Origin of the sequence: Bacteroides sp. CAG:633 (assembly GCF_000435115.1) — a bacterium.
Classification (GTDB): Bacteria; Bacteroidota; Bacteroidia; order Bacteroidales; family Bacteroidaceae; genus Bacteroides; species Bacteroides ndongoniae.
In genome coordinates this window covers 1-23219 of sequence record NZ_FR883138.1, presented here as the reverse complement: position 1 = coordinate 23219, position 23219 = coordinate 1, and the positions used below count along the sequence as shown (strand labels likewise).

Sequence of the window (23219 nt, the reverse complement as noted above, 5' to 3'; positions counted from 1 at the left end):
AATATTGCTAACAAACGTAAGTACAGGCTAACATTTCTGAAAGCGATGCCCGAACTGCATATCTGGCACTGGAACACGCGGTATGGAAATAAAAAGAAAACATTTCTGCCCAGATAAGAGCCTAAAAGCCTGTTTTCAAACAATTCCCCTATCTTGTAAGAAACAACCAAAAAGGATTTTTATCCAACAAACATACAGTCGCATCGTCCAACAGAGCATAAACAGACATTAACAGACAAAATACAGTATGCCACAAATCGCTGTTTCTGTTGGCACTCCCTTTGCACTACAGTTTATGAGTGAGAAAATAAAACCTGAATATTCACCTAAACTTAAACGATTATGAAAAAGGTATTAGTAACAGTAGCGATGATTCTCGGAGTAAGCACTTTTGCAACGTTTGCACAAGAAGTAACCCCACCTGTAACAGAAAACGCAACGGAAGCTACCGCTCCGCAAGATGAGTTTGTAAAAATGGATCCTTCAGCACTGCCGCAATCCCTCGTCGAGAAACTGGCAGCAACAAACGAAGGCGCAAGTGTGAAAGAAGCCTATGTGAAAGAAACAGAAGGCAAGAAAATCTACAAGTTAGTTCTCGTCACGACAGACGAACAAGAGTTGACAGTCATTTTGGACGAAAATGGTGAGCCTGTCAAAGAATAAACTCTTCAGAATGTAAATACCCCTATTGGCAGTCCCGGTTCGCGATGAATCGGGATTGCTATTTCGAGCGTTTGTAATCTGCGATAAAGCCCTCCATCATCCACTTGGCCAAAGCCTGACGGTTGGAACTAAGAACAAAACGACGCTGGTCGAAAGCATTCTGAATATTACCCAGTTCGACAAACACAGCTGTCGGCGAAGCATTGAGCAGCACATACAGACGACGCGAGCTGACAGTACCTTCGAAACCACGGTTGGGCTGATGCCGGTCGTATTTCGATTCGAAAGTATTCTTCATCCCCGTAGCCAGCCGCTTGCCCAGCGTGCTCTGCGGAGCATAATAAAAGAACACATCAGTCTGTGCACTCTTGCTACGGCTGTCTACATGCAGAAAAATTGCCCGGCAATATTTATACTTTTTACGATCCTTGCGATAATATTCATTGATTTTTGCACAACGTTGTTGCAGCCTTGCTACCTGGTTCAAAGGAATCGGATCGCCCATACAGGTCTCACGTTTGCTGTTCGAGAGATAACGGTCGTTGCGGATACCGTCCTTGGCGTCTTGTATGATGATACGCACCTCGGCTCCTTCCTGCATCAGGTTACGTGCCAGTCGCAGCGCTACATCGTATGCATACTCGTCCTCGTGCAGCTCGGTTTTCCCAATCCGACCTATCGCACCCGGATCAGGACCTCCGTGTCCACTCACTACATAGAAGCAGGCTCCTTGCAGACGGTTGCCTGTCACCTTTACATCCGCCAGTCTCTTCCCGAAAAGCGGCTCGTGAATCACACTTTTCCTGCTACCCGATTTTCGGTGCCTGCTATCTTCTCCTCCTCTGCTACCTTTTGCATGCAAAGGCGGCAACTGATATTTCACGCCCAGACGCAGCTCTTCCTTACCACGCAAGGCCTTTTTATTAAGTTCAAGAAATTCCTTATAATAACTTCTTCCCGGTCGGCCGTTGCGCTCAAGAAATGTCGAAATACCTTCACCAGCTTTCGGAGTGTCGCACTGCTCCTGCGCCGAAACCGCAAAAGAAAATACAACCAAAAGAAAGGATACGAACAGAATACGAATCATAAATCTACAATCAATATTTTGGAACGGTTGTGCACCAATAAATTATCATTTAACCTTCATTGCGGACAAAATTACATTATTTTCCTTACTTTTGCGAGCAGTTACATGTTAATTGATAAGAAACTAAAAAAAATAGATAGCATTATGGCAAAACAATTCAAGCCCGAGACCCTCTGCGTACAAGCCGGATGGTCTCCTAAAAAAGGAGAGCCGCGGGTGCTCCCTATCTACCAGAGTACAACCTTCAAATACGAAACCAGCGAGCAGATGGCGCGTTTGTTCGACCTCGAAGAAAGCGGATATTTTTATACCCGTCTGCAAAACCCCACCAACGATGCTGTTGCCGCCAAGATTGCTGCCCTCGAAGGAGGTGTAGCCGCCATGCTGACGTCCAGCGGACAGGCTGCCAACTATTATGCCATCTTCAACATCTGCGAAGCGGGCGATCACTTTGTCTGCTCGTCGGCCATCTATGGCGGTACGTTCAACCTGTTTGGTGTCACCATGAAGAAGCAGGGTATTGACGTTACTTTTGTCAATCCTGACGCCAGCGAAGAAGAAATCTCCGCCGCTTTCCGTCCCAATACGAAAGCCCTGTTTGGCGAAACCATCTCGAACCCCGCTCTTGAGGTGCTCGACATCGAGAAGTTTGCCCGTATTGCACACAAACATGGTGTGCCCCTGATAGTGGACAACACCTTCCCTACTCCCATCAACTGCCGTCCGTTCGAATGGGGAGCCGACATCGTGGTTCACTCTACCACCAAGTACATGGACGGACATGCCACCAGCGTAGGCGGCTGTATCGTAGACAGTGGAAACTTCGACTGGGATGCCCATGCCGACAAGTTCCCCGGACTGTGTACGCCCGATGAATCGTATCACGGACTGACGTATACAAAAGCCTTCGGCAAGATGGCCTACATCACCAAGGCTACCGCACAGCTGATGCGCGACCTGGGTAGCATTCAGTCGCCCGAAAATGCTTTCCTGCTGAACCTCGGTCTCGAAACCCTGCACCTGCGTATGCCTCAACACTGCAAAAACGCACAGGCCGTTGCCGAATACCTGCAAAAGAACGAAAAAGTGGCATGGGTGAACTATTGCGGCCTGCCCGACAACAAATACTACGAACTGGCACAGAAATACATGCCCAACGGTTCGTGCGGTGTTATCTCCTTCGGTCTGAAGGGTGGACGCGACGTAGCCATCCGGTTCATGGACAACCTGAAGTTGGCTGCTATCGTTACTCACGTAGCCGATGCACGTACCTGCGTGCTGCATCCTGCCAGCCATACACACCGCCAACTCACTGATGAGCAACTGATCGAAGCTGGCGTACGTCCTGACCTGATCCGTTTCTCGGTCGGAATAGAAAATGTGGACGATATTATCGCCGATATCGAACAGGCACTGAATGCCTGACATAACCCTCTTCCATCGGCATCGCATTTCAAAGCCATGCTGATGGAATAAATACAAATACAATTATACAATATTCATTATTCATCAACATCAATCAGACTATGGTAAAGATTACAAAAGAAGCTGCTTTGCTCTATCACTCGCAAGGCAAACCTGGAAAAATAGAAGTAGTCCCCACAAAGCCCTACAGTACACAGACCGACCTTTCGCTGGCCTATTCGCCCGGCGTAGCCGAACCCTGTCTGGAAATAGAGAAAAACCCGGAAGATGCTTATAAATATACAGCTAAAGGCAATCTGGTAGCTGTTATATCCAACGGTACAGCTGTGCTGGGACTGAGCGACATAGGCGCCTTGAGCGGTAAACCCGTTATGGAAGGAAAAGGACTGCTCTTCAAGATATATGCCGGTATCGATGTGTTCGACATCGAAGTAAACGAAAAAGATCCCGACAAGTTTGTAGAAGCTGTAAAAGCCATCGCACCGACTTTCGGCGGTATCAATCTGGAGGATATCAAAGCTCCCGAATGCTTCGAAATAGAACGCCGGCTGAAAGAAGAGCTGGACATCCCCGTCATGCACGACGACCAGCACGGTACAGCCATTATCTCCAGTGCCGGACTGCTGAACGCTCTGGAAGTGGCCGGGAAGAAGATTGAAGACGTGAAAATAGTAGTAAACGGTGCAGGCGCTTCGGCAACTTCGTGTACCAAACTGTACGAAGCACTCGGTGCACGCCGCGAAAACATCCTGATGCTGGACAGCAAAGGTGTCATCACCAGCGACCGCGAGAATCTGACCGAACAAAAACGTTACTTTGCCACCGACCGCCGCGACGTACACACCCTGGCCGAAGCCATCAAGGGAGCGGATGTATTCCTCGGACTTTCCAAAGGCAATGTGCTGACACAGGACATGGTACGCAGCATGGCCGACCACCCCATTGTGTTCGCTTTGGCCAATCCCACTCCGGAAATATCTTACGAGGATGCCATGGCTGCACGTCCCGACGTACTGATGTCAACCGGACGCAGTGACTATCCTAATCAGATAAATAACGTTATCGGTTTCCCCTACATCTTCCGCGGTGCACTCGATACACACGCCCGTGCCATCAACGAAGAAATGAAACTGGCTGCCGTACACGCCATAGCCGACCTGGCCAAACAGCCGGTACCCGACGTCGTAAACGAGGCTTACCATGTGAACAACTTTACTTTCGGCCCCGACTACTTCATCCCGAAACCGGTAGACCCGCGCCTCATCACCGAAGTATCGTGTGCCGTAGCACGCGCTGCCATGGAAAGCGGAGTAGCCCGCAAAAACATCGAAGACTGGGATGCCTACAAACTGCAACTGCGCGAACTGATGGGACAGGAAAGCAAACTGACCCGCCAGCTCTACGATACTGCCCGACGCAACCCGCAACGCGTAGTGTTTGCCGAAGGTATTCACCCCAACATGCTGAAGGCTGCCGTCGAAGCTAAGGCCGAAGGCATCTGCCATCCTATTATATTAGGTAACGACGAGGCTATCGAAAAACTCGCCAAGCAACTCGACCTCAGTCTGGACGGTATCGAGATTGTCAACCTGCGCCATCCCGACGAAGCACCGCGCCGCGAACGCTATGCACGTATCCTGGCCGAAAAACGCGCACGCGAAGGTGTCACCTACGAGGAAGCCAACGACAAGATGTTCGAACGCAACTACTTCGGTATGATGATGGTAGAGACAGGCGAAGCCGACGCTTTCATCACCGGACTGTACACCAAATACAGCAATACCATCAAGGTGGCCAAAGAAGTCATCGGCATACAGCCCTGTTACTCCCACTTCGGCACCATGCACATACTGAACTCCAAGAAAGGAACTTACTTCCTGGCCGACACACTGATCAACCGCCATCCGGATGCCGAAACCCTGATAGACATTGCCCGTCTGGCCGACCAGACCGTACGTTTCTTCAACCACACTCCGGTGATGGCCATGCTGAGTTACTCGAACTTCGGTGCCGATCAGGAAGGAAGTCCGGTAAGCGTGCACCAGGCCGTAGACTACATGCAACAGCATTATCCCGACCTGGCTATCGACGGTGAAATGCAAGTTAATTTTGCCATGAACCGTACGCTGCGCGATGCCAAGTACCCGTTCACCCGACTGAAAGGCAAGGATGTCAACACACTTATCTTCCCCAACCTGAGCTCGGCCAATGCAGGCTATAAACTGCTGCAGGCCATGAATACGGAAATGGAACTGATAGGCCCGATACAAATGGGACTGAACAAGCCGATTCACTTCACCGACTTCGAAAGTTCCGTCCGCGACATCGTCAACATCACGGCAGTAGCCGTTATCGACGCCATCGTGGATAAAAAGAAAGCCTGCCAATGAGACGTCCGTTATCAAAAACACAAATAGTATGCATTGTGCTGCTTTGGGCAGCACTTTGCTACCTTGTTCTGGTATATGCCGAACGAATTGACGGTCCTGTAATCGTAACGCTTGCACTTTCGGCTGCGTTCGTATTCCTGCCTGTCTTTCAGTCTATCAAAAAGAATAAATAATATCTTTTTATTCCATTATGCGGGATAAAACAACAAAAATGTTGGTTTATCCCGCATTTTCTTTATAAAATGTTTGCAGGTTCCAATTTTATGTTTACTTTTGCAACCGCAATCAGCAATAAAGAAGAAGTTAGTAAGCAATATATTGTTTTAGGTAACATATAGTAAAAACCAATAAAAGAAAAATAGATTATGAATGCAGCTAAGGTATTAGAAGATCTGAAAAGACGTTTTCCCAACGAACCGGAGTATCATCAGGCAGTAGAAGAGGTACTGTCGACCATCGAAGAAGAATACAACAAACATCCCGAGTTCGACAAAGCTAATCTGATCGAACGTCTTTGCATCCCCGACCGCGTATATCAGTTCCGCGTAACGTGGGTTGACGACAAAGGCAACGTACAGACAAACATGGGTTATCGCGTACAGCACAACAACGCCATTGGCCCGTACAAAGGTGGTATCCGTTTCCATGCATCAGTCAATTTGGGTATTCTGAAATTCCTTGCTTTCGAACAGACATTCAAAAACTCACTGACTACACTGCCGATGGGTGGCGGTAAAGGTGGTTCCGACTTCTCGCCGCGTGGCAAGTCAAATGCTGAAGTAATGCGTTTCTGCCAGGCATTCATGTTGGAACTGTGGCGCCACATTGGTCCCGATGTAGACGTACCGGCTGGTGATATCGGTGTAGGCGGCCGCGAAGTAGGCTTCATGTTCGGCATGTACAAGAAGCTGACACGTGAATTCAGCGGCGTACTGACAGGTAAAGGCCGCGAATTCGGTGGCTCACTGATCCGTCCCGAAGCTACCGGTTACGGTAACGTATACTTCCTGATGGAAATGCTGAAGACCAAAGGCTGGGATCTGAAAGGCAAGTCTGTCCTCATCTCAGGTTCTGGAAACGTTGCCCAATATACAGCTGAAAAAGTACTGCAACTGGGCGGTAAAGTATTGACCATGTCCGATTCTGACGGTTACGTTTACGACCCCGAAGGTATCGACCGCGAGAAACTGGACTACATCATGGAACTGAAGAACCTCTACCGTGGACGTATCCGCGAGTATGCTGAACAATATCCGGGTGTGAAGTATGTAGAAGGCGCACGTCCTTGGGGCGAAAAAGCCGACATCGCACTTCCTTCGGCCACTCAGAACGAAATTGACGGCGACGACGCACGCAAGCTGATTGCCAACGGTGTGATTGCCGTATCCGAAGGTGCCAACATGCCTTCTACTCCGGAAGCTATCCGCGTATTCCAGGAAGCTAAGATTCTGTACGCTCCGGGTAAGGCTGCCAATGCAGGTGGTGTATCGGTATCGGGTCTGGAAATGACACAGAACTCCGAACGTCTGTCATGGAGCGCTGAAGAAGTAGACGCCAAACTGCACTACATCATGGAGAACATCCACGAGAACTGCGTGAAGTATGGTACCGAATCCGACGGCTACGTGAACTACGTGAAGGGTGCCAACGTGGCAGGCTTCATGAAGGTGGCTAACGCCATGATGGCTCAAGGCATTGTATAAGAAACAAACGCAGCCATAGATACTCAATACAACTAAAGAATCTCTTCTGTCGTGCATGCACGGCAGGAGAGATTTTCTTTTATACACCTTTCATCTACTTTACATCTTATTATCAGAGAAATCGGCTAATTTTGCGCCGCATTATTCAAACAATGGACAAAAGAAACTAAAAATAACAATCCTCATGAATACAAAAGAAGTTCCGGTACTGCTGCTCACCGGTTATCTGGGCAGCGGAAAAACCACACTGGTCAATCAGATTCTTGCCAACAAGCGCGGCATCAAGTTTGCCGTCATCGTCAACGACATCGGCGAAGTGAACATCGACGCCGACCTCATCCAGAAAGGCGGCGTTGTGGGCAAGAAGGACGACAGCCTGGTAGCCCTGCAAAACGGCTGCATCTGCTGTACGCTGAAGATGGACTTAGTAGAACAGATTGGCGACATACTGAAGATGCAGCGCTTCGACTACATCGTCATCGAAGCAAGCGGCATCTGCGAACCCGAGCCCATTGCCCAGACCATCTGCTCGATACCGACGATGGGCGGCATATATACCCGATACGGCATCTGCCGGCTCGACTGCATCGTCACCGTGGTTGACGCCCTGCGCATGCAGAGCGAGTTTGCCTGCGGCGACAACCTGACGCGCAAGCACATCGACGAAGAGGACATCGAAAACCTCATCATCCAGCAAATCGAATTCTGCAACATCATCCTGCTGAACAAGGCTTCGGAAGTGAAACCCGAAGAACTGGGACGCATCAAGCAGATCATCAAGACCCTGCAGCCGGCTGCCGAAATCATTGAATGCGACTACGGACGCATTGACCTCGAACGCATCCTCAACACCCACATGTTCAACTTCGAACGCGTGGCCACCTCCGCCGGATGGATACGCGAGATAGAGCGTCAGGCTACCCCCGAAGAAGAACGCGAGGCGCACAGCTACGGCCACCACGACCACGAGGAGCACGAGCACCATCACGACGACGAGCATGAACATCACCACGACGAGGACGACGAGCACGGACACCATCACCACCACCATCACGACCACGAAGGCGGCGAGGTGGAGGAATACGGCATCCAGACGTTTGTGTACTACCGCCGTCCGGCGTTCAACATCCACAAGCTCGACCAGTTCATCGCCACCCGCTGGCCCAGCAACATCATCCGTACCAAGGGCGTGTGCTACTTCAGCCACAACCGCGACATGTCGTACCTCTTCGAGCAGGCCGGCGTGCAGAAGAAACTGACCGAAGCCGGACTGTGGTATGCCACTGCTCCCGAAGAAGACCTCATCGAACTGATGAAACAGGAGCCGGGACTGATGCGCGACTGGGACGAGAAGTATGGCGACCGGATGCAGAAGTTAGTCTTCATCGGCCAGCACATAGACAAGGAACAGCTGACACGCGACTTAGACGCCTGTTTAGAGTAACTAACATTTTGACACTTTGTATTTCACCTGCGGCGAGAATGCGATATTTCCGGCCGCAGGTGTTTTTGTTTCCATTTTCCGAAGCGTTTTTCCGCATTCGTCTCTTCTACAACACGATAGTGAAATATTGACATTCAGAATAGAAGAAAAACACTCCGTCCGACGGGAAAAAACCATGATTTCGGTTCCGAAATACCTTGTTGACGAACGCAACAAGCAATGTTGGCGAGCCAAACAAGCATTCTACGGGAGCCAAACAAGCAATCCACGAGAGCCGAACAAGTGTTCCAGAGGCGGCGGACAAGCATTTTTCTGCTCCGAAAGACGTTTTTTCCGACTATTAGCCGCATATATATGCAATTTGAAGGCAGTTTTTGCCCGGTTCAACTTCTATTTCGGAAGTTTCAGAAAAAGGCCGTGTCAGCCAATACGGCTTAATCATATCATTTTGAAAGGAAAACAAACAAAGAAGAAGTTTTTCTGTCACTCCGGCTTCACGACTTGAGAAGCCGTACAATGGTCCTCTTTGCACAACGCCTCGTACACCCGCGGATGGAGGAAATAACGGATGTCGCGTCCCTCGGCAATGGCCTGCCTGATAAAGGTGGAGCTGATTTCGAAAACGGGAGCCGATGTCATCCTCACCGTCGGAGGAAGTGTCTGTGGGTCGACCGGATAGCCCGGACGCGGATATACGATGAGCGGAGTAGTGGCCAGAATACGTTCCGACTCGCGCCAGCGCGGGAACAGCAGCCAGTTGTCCGACCCGATAATCAGATGAAAGACGTGCTGAGGATAAGCACGCCGAAGCTCGTCAAACGTATGCACCGTGTACGAAGGCCGCGGCAAACGAAACTCGAAGTCGGACGCCCGGAACTTAGGATAGCCCTCGACGGCAAGCTGAACCAGCTTCAGACGCAACGAGTCGTCCATCAGTTCGTCGGCCTCTTTCAGCGGATTGCGGGGGCTGACCATAAACCATACCTGGTCCAGTCCCTCGTACTCGCAAAGGTAGTTGGCCAAAGCCAGATGTCCGATATGAACGGGATTGAAGGAGCCGCTGAAAATGCCGATGTTCATCTGTTTCACTGAGATTGAAGATTTAAACAAGGATGTCCGCCGCGATGCCCTATTTCTTCCTGCCGCCACGCAAAGTGCGACCCACCAAAAAGGCGTTATAGCCTGTGAAAAGCGCCATGAGCAACATGCATACCGTCAGTTCGTAATCCGAATAACAGTAGTAACCCACCGCCAGACCAATCAATGCAAGGCAGAGCACAATGTTGATGACCAACAGCACTTTGTTCAATTTCGTGCGTCCCGCCATCGGCGAAGGTTTGTTGCCTGTACTTCTATTCAACGACTTCATGACTGCAAAAATTTGGTGATAACTTCCAGCGCTTCGGCCTTGGCTTTCTCCAAGTCGTCGTTCACAATCACCTTGTCGAACTTCGGAGCAAACGAAAGCTCGTACTGGGCCTTTGCCACACGGTCTTCAATTACTTCGGGCGTATCGGTGCCCCGTCCTACAAGGCGGCGACGAAGTTCTTCCACCGAAGGCGGTTGGATGAATACCGACAAGGCACGGTCGCCATAGAACTTCTTGATGTTGCATCCGCCCACAACATCGACGTCGAACACCACGTTCTGTCCGTCGGCCAGTTGCTTTTCGACCTGTGCTTTCAGCGTGCCGTAGAAGCGGTCGTGATAAACCTCCTCGTACTCCAGAAACTCATCGTCTGCAATACGACGGCGAAACTCTTCCGGCGTCAGGAAAAAGTATTCTACACCGTCGCGTTCGGTTCCGCGCGGCGGACGGCTGGTAGCCGATATGGAAAAAGCCAGATTCAGGTTCTGTGTCAGCAAATAATTGATGATGGTTGACTTGCCCGAACCCGAGGGGGCTGAAAAGATAATCAGTTTAGCCACAACGATTCTATTAAGAATTAAAATATTTAAGTAGTTAAATTAAGAGAGGAAGAATTCTTCCTTTCCATCACATCACGTTCAGGACCTGTTCCTTGATCTGCTCCAGTTCGTCCTTCATCTGAACGACAATCTTCTGCATCTCGGCATGGTTGGACTTGCTGCCCAGCGTATTGATTTCGCGTCCCATTTCCTGAGCGATGAATCCCAGCTTCTTGCCTTGTCCACTGCCACTTTCCAGTGTGCTGATGAAGTATTTCAGGTGATTAGCCAGACGTTGTTTCTCTTCGTTGATGTCGAGCTTTTCGATGTAGTAGATGAGTTCCTGCTCCAGACGGTTCTTGTCGTAATCCACGCTCAGTGTTTTTTCCAAAGCTTCCGTAATGCGATCCTTGATTTTTCCGACCCGTTCCTTCTCGTAAGGCTCTACAGTTTCGAGCAGATGAGTAATGTTAGCTATTTTCTCACGGAATTTCTTTTCGAGGGCGGCGCCTTCCTGCTTGCGGAAGTCCACCAGATGCCCGATGGCATCGCGTACGGCGGCAGCTACCACGCTCCACTCCTCGTCGGTCACCTCGACCGTCTCGTTCTTGGTCATCACGTCCGGCATGCGAAGCAAAGCTGCAAACCAGTCTTCGGGCTCGGGAATACCCGTCGCAGCCGATATTTCCTTTATCCGATTGTAGTAAGCCGTCACCAGTTCCTGATTGATGGGAGTAGCCAGTTGTTCGGCGTCTTTCTTCTCAATCCATAAGCTGAAATCCACCTTTCCGCGCTCCAGCGTCTTGGCTATTTCGTTACGGATTTCCATCTCTTTCTCTCGGTAAAGCGGGGCAATGCGTGTAGACAAATCCATTGCCTTGCTGTTAAGCGATTTTATCTCAACGTTCACTTTTTTATCGGGCAGTTCGACTGTTGCCTTGCCATAACCCGTCATTGACTGTATCATAATGCTTCTTAAGTTTTGCGCAAAATTACACGATTATTTTAAATACTGAAAATAATCATGTATTTTTGTCTGCTGATTAAAAGATTAGAAACTATGTCATGTATCTTACATATTGAGACGTCTACTTCCGCCTGCTCGGTGGCAGTCAGCGAAGACGGACAAAACGTATTTACAAAAGAAGACCTGAACGGCCCATCTCACGCCGTTTCATTGGGAGTATTTGTCGAAGAAGCCCTGTCGTTTGCCGACAGCCATGCCATGCCGCTCGATGCGGTAGCCGTCAGCTGTGGCCCAGGCTCGTACACCGGCCTGCGTATCGGTGTGTCCATGGCCAAAGGCGTATGCTACGGACGCGACCTGAAACTCATCGGCCTGCCTACGCTGAAGGTGCTTAGTGTCCCCGTGCTGCTCTATCACGACGAGCTGCCCGACGATGCCCTGCTGTGCCCCATGATCGACGCCCGCCGCATGGAAGTTTATGCCGCCATCTACGACCGCGCCCTCAGACCCGTGCGCGACATTGCCGCCGACATTGTGGACGAAAACTCGTACACGGAATTTCTGAACGAACATCCCGTATACTTCTTCGGCGACGGAGCCGCCAAGTGCAAGGAGAAGATAACTCATCCCAACGCACACTTCCTTGACGACATCCGTCCGCTGGCCAGCATGATGTTCCCACTGGCCGAAAAAGCTATAGCCGAACAGGACTTCAAGGACGTAGCCTACTTCGAACCCTTCTACCTGAAAGAGTTCGTGGCCAGCATGCCCAAGAAGCTGCTGTAAGCCAACGCCGTGAAAGAAAAAGACATTACCCAACGTCAATTATCCATTAACAAAATGCAATATAACACTCAACAGAAACGGATGCCTCTTCCCGAATACGGACGCAGCATCCAGAACATGGTAGACCACGCTCTGACCATCGAGAACCGTGCCGAGCGCCAACGCTGTGCCAACACCATCATCAACATTATGGGAGGTATGTTCCCGCACTTGCGCGACGTGCCCGACTTCAAGCACAAGCTTTGGGATCACCTGGCCATCATGTCCGACTTCAAGCTCGACATCGACTATCCTTTCGAAGTCATCCGCAAGGACAAGCTGGACAACAAACCCGAGCCCGTCCCCTACCCCAACACCAAGATACGCTACCGCCACTACGGACGCACGCTGGAAATACTGATCCAGAAAGCTTGCGAATTTCCCGAAGGCGACGAGAAGCGCAATCTGGTAGCCCTGATCTGCAACCACATGAAGAAGGACTACATGACGTGGAACAAGGACACGGTAGACGACCGCAAGATAGCCGAAGATCTTTTAGAACTGTCGAACGGAAAACTGCAAATGACCGACGACATCGTACGCCTGATGGCCGAACGCATCGAGCAGAACTACCGTCCCAACAAGGCTAATAATAACAACAACCGGAACAACAATAACAACCGGAACAATAATAAACGGAAATACTAAATACCCTGCAACACCATGGCATCATTTGTAATAGAAGGAGGTCACAGACTTTCGGGCGACATCTATCCCCAGGGAGCCAAAAACGAGGTACTGGAGATTATCTGCGCCACTCTGCTCACACCCGAGGAAATCATCGTGCACAACGTCCCCGATATTCTGGACGTCAACAATCTGATTCAACTGATGCGCGACATGGGCGTCACCGTGTCCAAGCAAGGGATAGATACTTACAGCTTCAAAGCCGAGAACGTCGACTTGGACTATCTGGAAAGCGACGCCTTTCTGAAGAAATGCTCCAGTCTGCGTGGCTCTGTCATGCTGGTAGGTCCCATGGTGGCACGATTCGGCAGAGCGTTGATTTCCAAACCCGGAGGCGACAAGATAGGACGCCGCCGACTGGACACACACTTCATCGGCATACAGAACCTGGGCGCCGACTTCACCTATAACGACAAGCGCGAAATCTTCGAGATTACCGCCCGCGAGCTGAAAGGCACCTACATGCTGCTCGACGAAGCGTCCGTCACCGGTACCGCCAACATCGTCATGGCTGCCGTGCTGGCCAAAGGCAAAACAACCATTTACAACGCAGCATGCGAGCCTTACGTACAACAGCTGTGCCGCATGCTGAACCGTATGGGGGCCAAGATAGAAGGCATTGCCTCGAACCTGCTCACCATCGAAGGCGTAGAAGAGCTGCACGGAACGGAACATACCGTACTGCCCGACATGATCGAAGTGGGCAGTTTCATCGGAATGGCTGCCATGACAGGAAGCGAACTGACCATCAAAAACGTGTCGCACCAGAATCTGGGCATTATTCCCTACAGCTTCCGCCGACTGGGCATCCAGATGGAGCAACGGGGCGACGACATCTACATTCCTGCTCAGGACAGTTACGAAATAGAATCATTCATCGACGGCTCCATCATGACCATTGCCGATGCCACGTGGCCGGGACTTACTCCTGACCTTCTCAGTGTGATGCTTGTAGTAGCCACACAGGCCAAAGGCAGTGTGCTCATCCACCAGAAGATGTTCGAAAGCCGTTTGTTCTTTGTGGACAAACTGATAGACATGGGAGCACAAATCATCCTTTGCGACCCGCATCGCGCCGTTGTCATCGGTCACAACCACAACTTTAAGCTGCGCGGAGGCAATCTGACTTCACCCGACATCCGGGCAGGCATCGCCCTGCTGATAGCAGCCATGAGTGCCGATGGCATCAGCCGCATCCACAACATCGAACAGATAGACCGCGGCTACCAGAACATCGAAGGACGACTCAATGCACTGGGAGCACGGATAACGAGAATATAAACAATATGATCAAACGAGAAGAAGTATATAAAATAGGTATATTCAACAAGCCCCACGGCATCCACGGCGAATTGCAGTTCACCTTCAGCGACGACATCTTCGACCGTGTGGAAGCAGAATACATCATCTGCCTGTTGGACGGTATCCTCGTACCCTTCTTCATCGAAGAGTACCGCTTCCGTTCGGACACCACAGCCCTGATGAAACTCGAAGGAATCGATACCGCCGAACGGGCACGCATGTTCACCAACGTTGAGGTCTACTTCCCCATAAAACATGCCGAGCAGGTTGCACCGGACGAACTGACGTGGAACTACTTCGTAGGGTTCCGTATGGAAGAAATACACCACGGACACTTGGGTGAAGTAACCGATGTGGACGACTCTACCCTCAACACCCTCTTCATCGTAGACCGCCAGGGAGAGGAACTGCTCATTCCTGCACAGGAAGACTTTATCGTCGACATCGACCAGCAGCATAAAGTCATTACGGTAGACTTGCCGCAAGGCCTGCTGAACCTTGACGAAGCAGAAGAGGAATAAAACGAAAAAAGCCTGGTTTACAAAAAAACAATACTGAATAAACAGGATCGAATCATGATAAAGAAAAACAGGAAACGAAGAAAAGCCTTTTGGAAAGACATCAAATTCAAGTACAAACTGACCGTCATCAACGAGAATACGCTGGAAGAGGTCTTCGGTTTGCACGTGTCCAAACTGAACGGCATCTCCGTACTGCTTTCCGTACTTACCGTCCTGTTTCTGATTGCTGCCCTCATCATAGCTGCCACACCTCTACGCAACTATTTGCCTGGTTATATGAACAGTGAGGTCCGTGCACAGGTTGTAGAAAACGCCTTGCGGGTAGACTCCCTACAGCTATTGGTCAACCAGCAGAACCTCTACATCATGAACATCCAGGACATCTTTCTGGGAAAAATCAAAGCCGACACCGTACGTTCCATGGACTCACTGGCCATTCTCCGCGAGGACTCGCTGATGGAACGCACCCAACGCGAAACCGACTTCCGCAAACAGTATGAAGAGGCCGAAAAGTACAACCTGACCAACATCACCGCTCACACCGAAGCCGATGGACTGATCTTTTACCGCCCCACCCGTGGTATGATTTCGGCCAAGTTCGATGCCGAACAGCAACACTTCGGCACCGACATTGCCGCCAATCCCGGTGAAAGCGTTTTGGCTACCCTCGACGGCACGGTCATACTGAGCACTTATACCACCGAAACAGGGTACATGATAGCCATACAACACAGCCAGGAGTTCGTTTCAATATATAAGCATTGTGGTTCGCTGCTCAAGAAAAGCGGCGATAAGGTGAAAGGCGGCGAAGCCATTGCACTGGTAGGAAATACCGGGCAATTGACTACTGGCCCACATCTGCACTTCGAGCTGTGGCACAGGGGCAGGGCCGCCGACCCGGAATTATTCATTGTATTCTAAACCGAACAACTGAAATATACATTATATATAAGTATAGAGAAATACTCAAAAAAACGAATCTGAAAATGATAAAGAAACAGATTGCCATATTAGGTTCTACCGGCTCCATCGGGACACAGGCCCTGCAAGTCATCGAAGAGCACCCCGACAAATACGAGGCCTACATACTGACGGCCAACAACCGTGTCGAGGAACTCATCGCACAGGCGCGCAAGTTTATGCCCGAAGCCGTAGTCATAGCCAACGAGTCGAAATATCCGCGACTGAAAGAAGCACTGGCTGACCTACCTATCAAGGTATATGCCGGCGAAGAGGCTCTTTGCCAGATTGTTGCCGAGAAACCCGTCGACATGGTACTGACTGCGATGGTGGGCTATGCCGGACTGAAACCTACCATCAACGCCATCCGTGCCCGTAAAACCATCGCTTTGGCCAACAAAGAGACACTCGTCGTAGCAGGTGAACTGATCAACGACCTGGCACGCATGAACCGCACATCCATTCTTCCTGTCGACTCGGAACACTCTGCCGTATTCCAGTGTCTGGCCGGTGAAAACGGAAACGCTATCGAGAAAGTCATTCTTACCGCGTCGGGAGGTCCCTTCCGCACGTTCACTCACGAGCAACTGAAAACCGTGACTAAAGAACAGGCTCTGCATCATCCCAATTGGGAGATGGGTGCCAAGATTACCATTGATTCCGCTTCGATGATGAACAAAGGATTCGAAGTGATAGAAGCCAAATGGTTGTTCGGCGTACGCCCGGATCAGATAGAAGTAGTTGTACATCCGCAATCGGTCATTCACAGCATGGTACAGTTTGAAGACGGTGCCGTAAAAGCACAGCTCGGTATGCCCGATATGCGCCTGCCTATTCAGTACGCATTCTCCTATCCCGACCGTCTGCACGCCTCGTTCCCACGTCTGGACTTCACCAAATGTACGGAACTGACTTTCGAGCAACCCGATACCACCCGTTTCCGTAACTTGGCTTTGGCTTACGAAGCCCTGCACCGGGGGGGAAACATGCCCTGCATTGTCAATGCAGCTAACGAAGTGTGCGTAGCCGCTTTCCTACACGACCGCATCTCCTTCCTCGGCATGAGCGATGTGATTGAAAAGACCATGGAACGTGTATCTTTCATCAGCAAACCTACCTACGAAGACTATGTAGCCACCGATGCCGAAGCGCGCCGTGTAGCCGAAAGCTTCATCAATTGAAAATTAATAATTAATAGTTGAAATTTAATAGTTGGATAAATAATGGAAACATTCTTGATTCGTGCCCTGCAACTGATTATGAGCCTTTCATTGCTCGTCGTCATACACGAAATGGGGCACTTCCTCTTTGCCCGCCTCTTCAAGACGCGAGTGGAAAAGTTCTGCCTCTTCTTCGACCCCTGGTTCACGCTGTTTAAGTTCAAACCTAAGAACAGCGAAACAGAATACGGTATCGGCTGGCTGCCTTTGGGTGGTTATGTCAAGATAGCCGGTATGATAGACGAGTCAATGGATACCGAACAGATGAAGCAACCCATGCAGCCATGGGAGTTTCGCGCCAAACCGGCATGGCAACGACTGCTCATCATGGTGGGAGGTGTGTTGTTCAACTTCCTGCTGGCCCTGTTCATCTACTCCATGATACTCTTTGCCTGGGGTGACTCCTACATTCCCGTACAGAAAGCCCCGCTCGGTATGGACTTCAACGAAACGATGCATCAGGCAGGCTTCCGCGACGGTGACGTATTAATCTCAGCCGACGGCGTACCCTTCGAGCGTATGGGTAGCGATCTGCTGACCGCTATTGTTGATGCTCGCCAGGTGACTGTATTGCGCGACGGTAAAGAAGCATCCGTCTACATCCCCGAAAACCTGATGGACCGACTGCTGGCCGACAGTACACGCTTTGCCGACTTCCGCTATCCGTTTGTTATCGACAGTGTCGTAGCCGGGCGTCCTGCCGCACTGGCCGGACTTCAACCGGGCGACAGCATCACCCAACTGGACGGACGAAACATTGCCTATTTCGACTTTAAGGAAGAAATGATGAATCGCCAAAAGGACGGACAAGCCTCACACGATATCCGTCTGACCTATGTACGTAACGGCGTTACTGATACCCTCAGCCTGACAACCGATTCACTTTACGAAATCGGAATTACGGCTGAAATGCGTACCGCACGCCTGTTGCCAGTGGTACAGAAAGAATACTCGTTCTTCTCTTCATTCCCCGCCGGAGTAGCTTTAGGTATCAACACACTGAAAGGCTACGTAGGCCAAATGAAGTATCTCTTCTCTAAGGAAGGAGCCAAACAACTGGGTGGCTTTGGAACCATCGGCAGTATCTTCCCCGCTACATGGGATTGGCATCAGTTCTGGTACATGACAGCTTTCCTCAGTATCATTCTGGCCTTTATGAACATTCTGCCTATCCCAGCCTTAGATGGTGGACACGTTCTGTTCCTGCTCTATGAGATTATTGCACGCCGTAAACCGAGCGACAAGTTCATGGAACACGCACAGATGGTGGGTATGTTCTTGCTCTTTGCCCTGCTTCTTTGGGCTAACTTCAACGACGTACTGAGATTCTTATTCTAAAAGAATCTCGTATAAAATAAAAAGAATTGCACGTATGCATGACTGAGTCATGTATACGCGCAATCCTCCCTTTTAGGTTCACCATACTTTGAAAATACATCTATTCAAACGTGGCCTTATATCTGAACAAAAAAAGTCAATAGCTATGATACACACCATTTCCTTACCTAAACAACTCTTTCTTTTTCTACTATTGATTCTTTTGGCAAACATCCGTTACAACCTGCATGCCAACGATCTACAATTCATTCCGTTGAATTCCTCATCTTTACCAACCAACGAAGTGCGGAATTTATATCAGGACAATGATGGTTACATCTGGATTTCAACCTATAACGGCTTACTGCGCTTTGATGGCTACTCTAATATAGTCTATCGCCCTAATGGTATCGATCCCACACACAATATAAACGGCTTTGTAAACATTGTATCCGAAGACAACAACCACAAGCTATGGATAGGTACAAACAACGGCTTGTACGTACTTGACAAACAAAAGGGGAGTATTAAAAAGATCATCTCTCCCCTCCTCCAAGTAAGCCATATTGAGGCCTTGGAATGTACCAACAAAGGAGAGATATGGGTAGGAGCCAATAAGGGTATTTTCAGGAAAAAGGCAGGAAGTAATACTTTTGAATTATGTGATTCACAGATTCAAGAAACAAATAGTCCGTATTTTGATGTCAAATCCATCATTGAGGACTCCAACGGAAACATATGGATAGGAACGTGGGCTCAAGGGTTACTTCGTTACGATCCGAAAAGCGACCGATTCTATACCTACAGAAACATCAACCCATCACAATCAGCACATACCTTATTCGAAGACAACAAAGGTAATATATGGATAGGGACATGGCGACATGGCCTGATCAAAATGGAAAATCCATACGACATGGATAACTATAGTCTTAAACACTTCAAACATGAAGAAAACCGAGAAGAAAGTCTGTGCGATAATATCATATATACAATCACACAAGACCGTAATACCGGAAAATTATGGATTGGCGCACGTAGCGGACTCAGTATTCTTGAATCGGAAAACGGAAACGGTACATTCAGCAATTATCTGCCCAACAAAGGAAAAAATCCATTACCTTTCAATGAAGTCAATGCCTTACTGTACAGCCGGGACGGACTCATGTGGATTGGTATGCTTGGAGGAGGTGTCTATACTGTAAACACCAGAAAAAAACTGTTCAACTATGACCCGATAGCTCCATTATTGCAACGTTTCCCCACCAGTTCGGTACGCAGTGCTTTTCCTGCAAGCGAACAATCCATTTATATGGGAATTATGGGATATGGACTCATTGAATACAACGTTGCCGAACAGAAAGTAATACATTACAAGCAGCATCCAGCATTCAGTCATCTTCCGTTCATATCGACTGTCAACGATATAATCCGTCTGTCCGATGGCACCTTCTGCTTTGCAACGTGGGATGACGGAATATGGTTATACAACGGTAAAGAGACAAAAGTAGTCAATACGCAAACACATCCTGCTCTGACCGATGTATGCATCTATTCGTTATTGGAAGATAAACGCGGCAACCTGTGGATTGGAACACGAACCGGACTGTGTATGCTTGATTCAAAAGGGAAAATGTGGATCATAGACATGCTTATCCCCAACGAAAAACAGGCATGGGCGCAAGTTCCCGTTTTCAAAATAGTAGAGGACAAAAACTGTAATATATGGATAGCTACTCCCAACAATGGCATTTGGCGTCTGACATACGATGGAAATAAATACAGTGGGAAAATTTACGCCGCCTCGCATAACAACTCTCAATCAGTAGGTGCCATGACTATGTGTGTCGACAGCCATAACCAAATATGGGCAGGCACTAATGGAAACGGGCTTGATCTGTATGACGAGAAAACTGACCGTTTCCTGTCCGTGTTCAATGAACAATTCGAACCGGGCGATGTCGTATTTTCAATGATTGAAGACAATTCAGAAGGACTGTGGCTGACCACCAATACCAAAATGTATCACATTAATATTAACCATATTGATGCTGCACATATTCATACCCACACCATGGAGGAAGGATTACAAGACCATATATTCAACCGTAATGCCTGTTTCAAGAAAGAAGACGGCACCTTATACTTCGGAGGTGCACGAGGACTTAACAGTTTCCGTCCGGATCAGATCAGCTACGACAACACTTCCTATCCAGTTGTTATTACCGACCTGCAAATACACAATACCTCCATCCGGCATTTACCTCAGGCAGAAGTAGAAAAAATACTCAACGCCCCATTGGATTATGCCACGCACATCGTACTACCTTACGATAAAAACAATTTCAGCCTTGACTTTTCAATACTGAGTTATATCAATCCACAACTAAACAAATACAAATATCAACTGGAAGGATACGACCCTAAATGGATTTCGACCAATGCCCGCCGTCATTTTGCCTACTACAACAATTTACCGGCCGGCGACTATATATTCAAAGTAAAAGGAGCTAATCCCAATGGGAACTGGTCGAATCAGGAACGCAGTATCCATATAACTATTCTGCCTCCACCCTGGTTGTCCTGGTGGGCTTATTGTCTGTACATTCTGCTGGCCATAGGCATATTTGTATACCTTTATATTACAATACGGAAACGTATGCTGATGAGACGCGCCATCGAAATGGGGAAATTGCAACGACAAAAACTCGAAGAAGTGAACCATGCCAAACTGCAATTCTTTACCAATATTACCCATGAATTGCTTACTCCTCTTTCGGTCATACAGGCTTCGGTAGAAGAACTGAATTTGCAATATCCACGTATGAAAAGCCAGCTAAGAGGTATATCTGACAATTCCATGCGCCTCATCAGGCTTATACAACAAATTCTGGAGTTCCGGAAAGTAGAAAATGCCAAGCAACAACTGCGTGTATCCGAAGGCAACATCACCCTGTTCATCAAACGTTCAGTCATAGCTTTCACTCCGCTCGTACGGAAAAAGAAGCTATACATCGCATTAGAAAACTTCGACACTCCCTGTACGGGTTATTTCGATTCGGACAAGCTTGACAAGATTCTCTATAACCTGTTGTCAAATGCGGCTAAATACACTCTCGAAGGAGGGACAATCACTCTAAGACAAAGTATTGATCCTAACAACCAGCATTATACATTCAGTATAAACAACCCGGGAACACCTATTCCCGCAGAGAAAATAAATCACCTTTTCGAACGTTTTTACGAAGGAGAGTACCGTAAATTCCATACTATAGGTACCGGAATTGGATTATCGCTTACCAAAGACTTGGTCAAACTGCATCACGGTGATATCCGCGTAACCAGCACCTTGGAAGAAGGTACCACATTCACCGTAGAAATTCCTTTCGGCCGTAATGTCTTCAGCAATGAAGAAGTAGACGATTCACTAAACAACTATCTGGATGCCGAAACCGAAAATCTTGATCACGAAGAAGCAGACACTCTGGCTGATAGAGAGGATAACATTCCCTCATCGCCCAACCATAATATACATGTACTATTGGCCGAAGACAATGAAGAACTGCGGAAAAGTATGGCAAGGATATTGTCGGCACATTTCCTTATATCAGAAGCAAAAGATGGCCGGGAAGCATGGCAAATGATCGAACAAGAAAAAATAGACTTAGTAGTAACCGACATCATGATGCCCGAAATCAACGGTATAGAGCTGTGCAAACAAATAAAATCGACATTCGAGACAGCCCATATTCCCGTCATCCTGATTACTGCACGCATCAGCGATGCCGACCGTGTAGAAGGATATGAAGCCGGTGCCGACGGTTATATCTGCAAACCATTAAAGATATCAGTACTTACTGCCAAAATAAACAACTTACTTAAAAAACAAGAATTAGGTAAGAACAACGATGCACGCAAGAAACTGGTATTCGAAGCTAAAGAAGTCGATTATACACCACAAGATGAAGAATTCCTGAAAAAAGCACTGGATATTGTAAACAGTCATCTGGATGACCAGCAGTTCGATACCACAGCTTTCACCAACGAGATGGGTATGGCACGTACCACCTTCAACGAAAAAATGAAGCAATTGGCCGGAGTCACTCCTGCCGTATTCATATCGAACGTACGTCTACAAGCTGCCTTCCGACTTATACAGGAAAACAAGAAAATAAGAATATCGGAACTAGCTTATAGTGTAGGATTCAACGATCCAAAATACTTCAGTCTCTGCTTCCGCAAAAAATTCGGCATATCACCCAAAGACATGAAAAGCGAAGGAGAAAAAACGAACGAAGAATAATCATTGCTACATTTTAATACAATAACCACTTTGTACTGATTCAGCCTAAGGAGCGATTCCAGCTACAAAGTGGCGCCAAAAAGGTCGAAAAACAGCCAGAAAAGGTCGAAAAAACGTCAATCACCCTTTTCTGGCAGTTATTCGACCTTTCATTTTGCTCATTAATATACTTTTGCAGCAACAATTCATTTTAATCTTAAAAAACAATATTATGAACAGTAAAATTCTAACCGAAAGCAAAGCCTTAGGATTATTACTATTAGCGCTTTGCTTCTTCATCTCCCCGATGAATCTGTTTGCAAGTACCCAACAATCCGGAAACTATCGCGTAACCGGTATCGTAAAAGACGCCACTGGTGAAAGTATCATAGGTGCCAGCGTTTTGGAAAAAGGTACTAACAATGGTATCATTACCGACATCGACGGTAACTTCTCACTTTCAGTTACTCCCAATTCTACATTGGTTATTTCTTTTATAGGATATGCAACTCAGGAAT

At 48.5% G+C, this 23219-nt stretch carries 19 protein-coding genes; 14 read left to right on the top strand and 5 right to left on the bottom strand.

Translation table 11 applies throughout. From position 1 onward, the window contains the following. Positions 1–342 precede the first annotated feature (342 nt). On the top strand, positions 343–663 hold the full coding sequence (locus QVP67_RS13245) for a hypothetical protein (protein ID WP_022164044.1): 321 nt from the start codon (positions 343–345) through the stop codon (positions 661–663). 58 nt (positions 664–721) lie between these two features. Here QVP67_RS13245 and QVP67_RS13240 read toward each other — a convergent pair whose 3' ends face one another. Then, a complete protein-coding gene (locus tag QVP67_RS13240; RefSeq protein ID WP_022164043.1) occupies positions 722–1750 on the bottom strand; it encodes an N-acetylmuramoyl-L-alanine amidase family protein in 1029 nt (342 codons plus the stop codon). Between the two features lie 144 nt (positions 1751–1894). Between QVP67_RS13240 and QVP67_RS13235 the strand changes: the two genes are divergently transcribed. From QVP67_RS13235 to QVP67_RS13220, 4 genes are all read left to right on the top strand, one after another. After that, entirely contained in the window at positions 1895–3175 is a 1281-nt protein-coding gene (locus QVP67_RS13235) for an O-acetylhomoserine aminocarboxypropyltransferase/cysteine synthase family protein (protein WP_022164042.1), read from the top strand. Positions 3176–3276: 101 nt separating this feature from the next. After that, positions 3277–5565 carry an NADP-dependent malic enzyme gene (locus tag QVP67_RS13230; protein WP_022164041.1) on the top strand — a complete coding sequence of 763 codons (2289 nt, stop codon included), beginning with the start codon at positions 3277–3279 and terminating at the stop codon, positions 5563–5565. 365 nt (positions 5566–5930) lie between these two features. Continuing rightward, the gene (locus QVP67_RS13225; RefSeq protein ID WP_022164039.1) at positions 5931–7268 is read left to right on the top strand and encodes an NADP-specific glutamate dehydrogenase; all 1338 of its coding nucleotides are present in this window, start codon (positions 5931–5933) and stop codon (positions 7266–7268) included. A gap of 184 nt (positions 7269–7452) precedes the next feature. Next, positions 7453–8712 carry a GTP-binding protein gene (locus QVP67_RS13220; RefSeq protein WP_022164038.1) on the top strand — a complete coding sequence of 420 codons (1260 nt, stop codon included), beginning with the start codon at positions 7453–7455 and terminating at the stop codon, positions 8710–8712. A gap of 483 nt (positions 8713–9195) precedes the next feature. On the opposite strand, the gene nadD is transcribed toward QVP67_RS13220, so the two are convergent. The 4 genes from nadD to QVP67_RS13200 form a co-directional block, all read right to left on the bottom strand. Further along, positions 9196–9792: a nicotinate (nicotinamide) nucleotide adenylyltransferase gene (gene nadD, locus QVP67_RS13215; RefSeq protein ID WP_288180205.1), complete on the bottom strand. Its 597-nt coding sequence runs from the start codon at positions 9790–9792 to the stop codon at positions 9196–9198. Positions 9793–9841: 49 nt separating this feature from the next. Continuing rightward, complete coding sequence (locus tag QVP67_RS13210; RefSeq protein ID WP_022164035.1) at positions 9842–10081, bottom strand: hypothetical protein; 240 nt, start codon at positions 10079–10081, stop codon at positions 9842–9844. Continuing rightward, the gene (gene gmk / locus QVP67_RS13205; RefSeq protein WP_022164034.1) at positions 10078–10641 is read right to left on the bottom strand and encodes a guanylate kinase; all 564 of its coding nucleotides are present in this window, start codon (positions 10639–10641) and stop codon (positions 10078–10080) included. The genes QVP67_RS13210 and gmk overlap by 4 nt, the downstream gene beginning before the upstream one ends. A gap of 67 nt (positions 10642–10708) precedes the next feature. Further along, entirely contained in the window at positions 10709–11587 is an 879-nt protein-coding gene (locus tag QVP67_RS13200) for a YicC/YloC family endoribonuclease (RefSeq protein ID WP_022164033.1), read from the bottom strand. A gap of 93 nt (positions 11588–11680) precedes the next feature. Between QVP67_RS13200 and tsaB the strand changes: the two genes are divergently transcribed. From tsaB to QVP67_RS13155, 9 genes are all read left to right on the top strand, one after another. After that, positions 11681–12373: a tRNA (adenosine(37)-N6)-threonylcarbamoyltransferase complex dimerization subunit type 1 TsaB gene (tsaB, locus tag QVP67_RS13195; RefSeq protein ID WP_022164032.1), complete on the top strand. Its 693-nt coding sequence runs from the start codon at positions 11681–11683 to the stop codon at positions 12371–12373. A gap of 54 nt (positions 12374–12427) precedes the next feature. Beyond that, positions 12428–13060 (top strand): DUF4290 domain-containing protein, encoded by a 633-nt coding sequence (locus QVP67_RS13190; RefSeq protein WP_022164031.1) that lies wholly within the window; start codon positions 12428–12430, stop codon positions 13058–13060. Between the two features lie 15 nt (positions 13061–13075). Continuing rightward, positions 13076–14380 (top strand): UDP-N-acetylglucosamine 1-carboxyvinyltransferase, encoded by a 1305-nt coding sequence (gene murA, locus QVP67_RS13185; RefSeq protein WP_022164030.1) that lies wholly within the window; start codon positions 13076–13078, stop codon positions 14378–14380. A 5-nt stretch (positions 14381–14385) separates the two neighbouring features. After that, positions 14386–14922 (top strand): ribosome maturation factor RimM, encoded by a 537-nt coding sequence (rimM, locus tag QVP67_RS13180; protein WP_022164029.1) that lies wholly within the window; start codon positions 14386–14388, stop codon positions 14920–14922. A gap of 54 nt (positions 14923–14976) precedes the next feature. After that, positions 14977–15843, top strand: a complete 867-nt coding sequence (locus tag QVP67_RS13175) for a M23 family metallopeptidase (RefSeq protein ID WP_022164028.1) — start codon at positions 14977–14979, stop codon at positions 15841–15843. Between the two features lie 65 nt (positions 15844–15908). Then, positions 15909–17063 carry a 1-deoxy-D-xylulose-5-phosphate reductoisomerase gene (locus tag QVP67_RS13170; RefSeq protein WP_022164027.1) on the top strand — a complete coding sequence of 385 codons (1155 nt, stop codon included), beginning with the start codon at positions 15909–15911 and terminating at the stop codon, positions 17061–17063. Positions 17064–17105: 42 nt separating this feature from the next. Next, positions 17106–18440 (top strand): RIP metalloprotease RseP, encoded by a 1335-nt coding sequence (rseP, locus tag QVP67_RS13165; RefSeq protein ID WP_022164026.1) that lies wholly within the window; start codon positions 17106–17108, stop codon positions 18438–18440. A 145-nt stretch (positions 18441–18585) separates the two neighbouring features. After that, positions 18586–22722, top strand: a complete 4137-nt coding sequence (locus QVP67_RS13160; RefSeq protein ID WP_022164025.1) for a hybrid sensor histidine kinase/response regulator transcription factor — start codon at positions 18586–18588, stop codon at positions 22720–22722. A 211-nt stretch (positions 22723–22933) separates the two neighbouring features. Further along, a partial coding sequence (locus QVP67_RS13155) for a carboxypeptidase-like regulatory domain-containing protein (RefSeq protein ID WP_288180204.1) occupies positions 22934–23219 on the top strand: 286 nt, incomplete at its 3' end.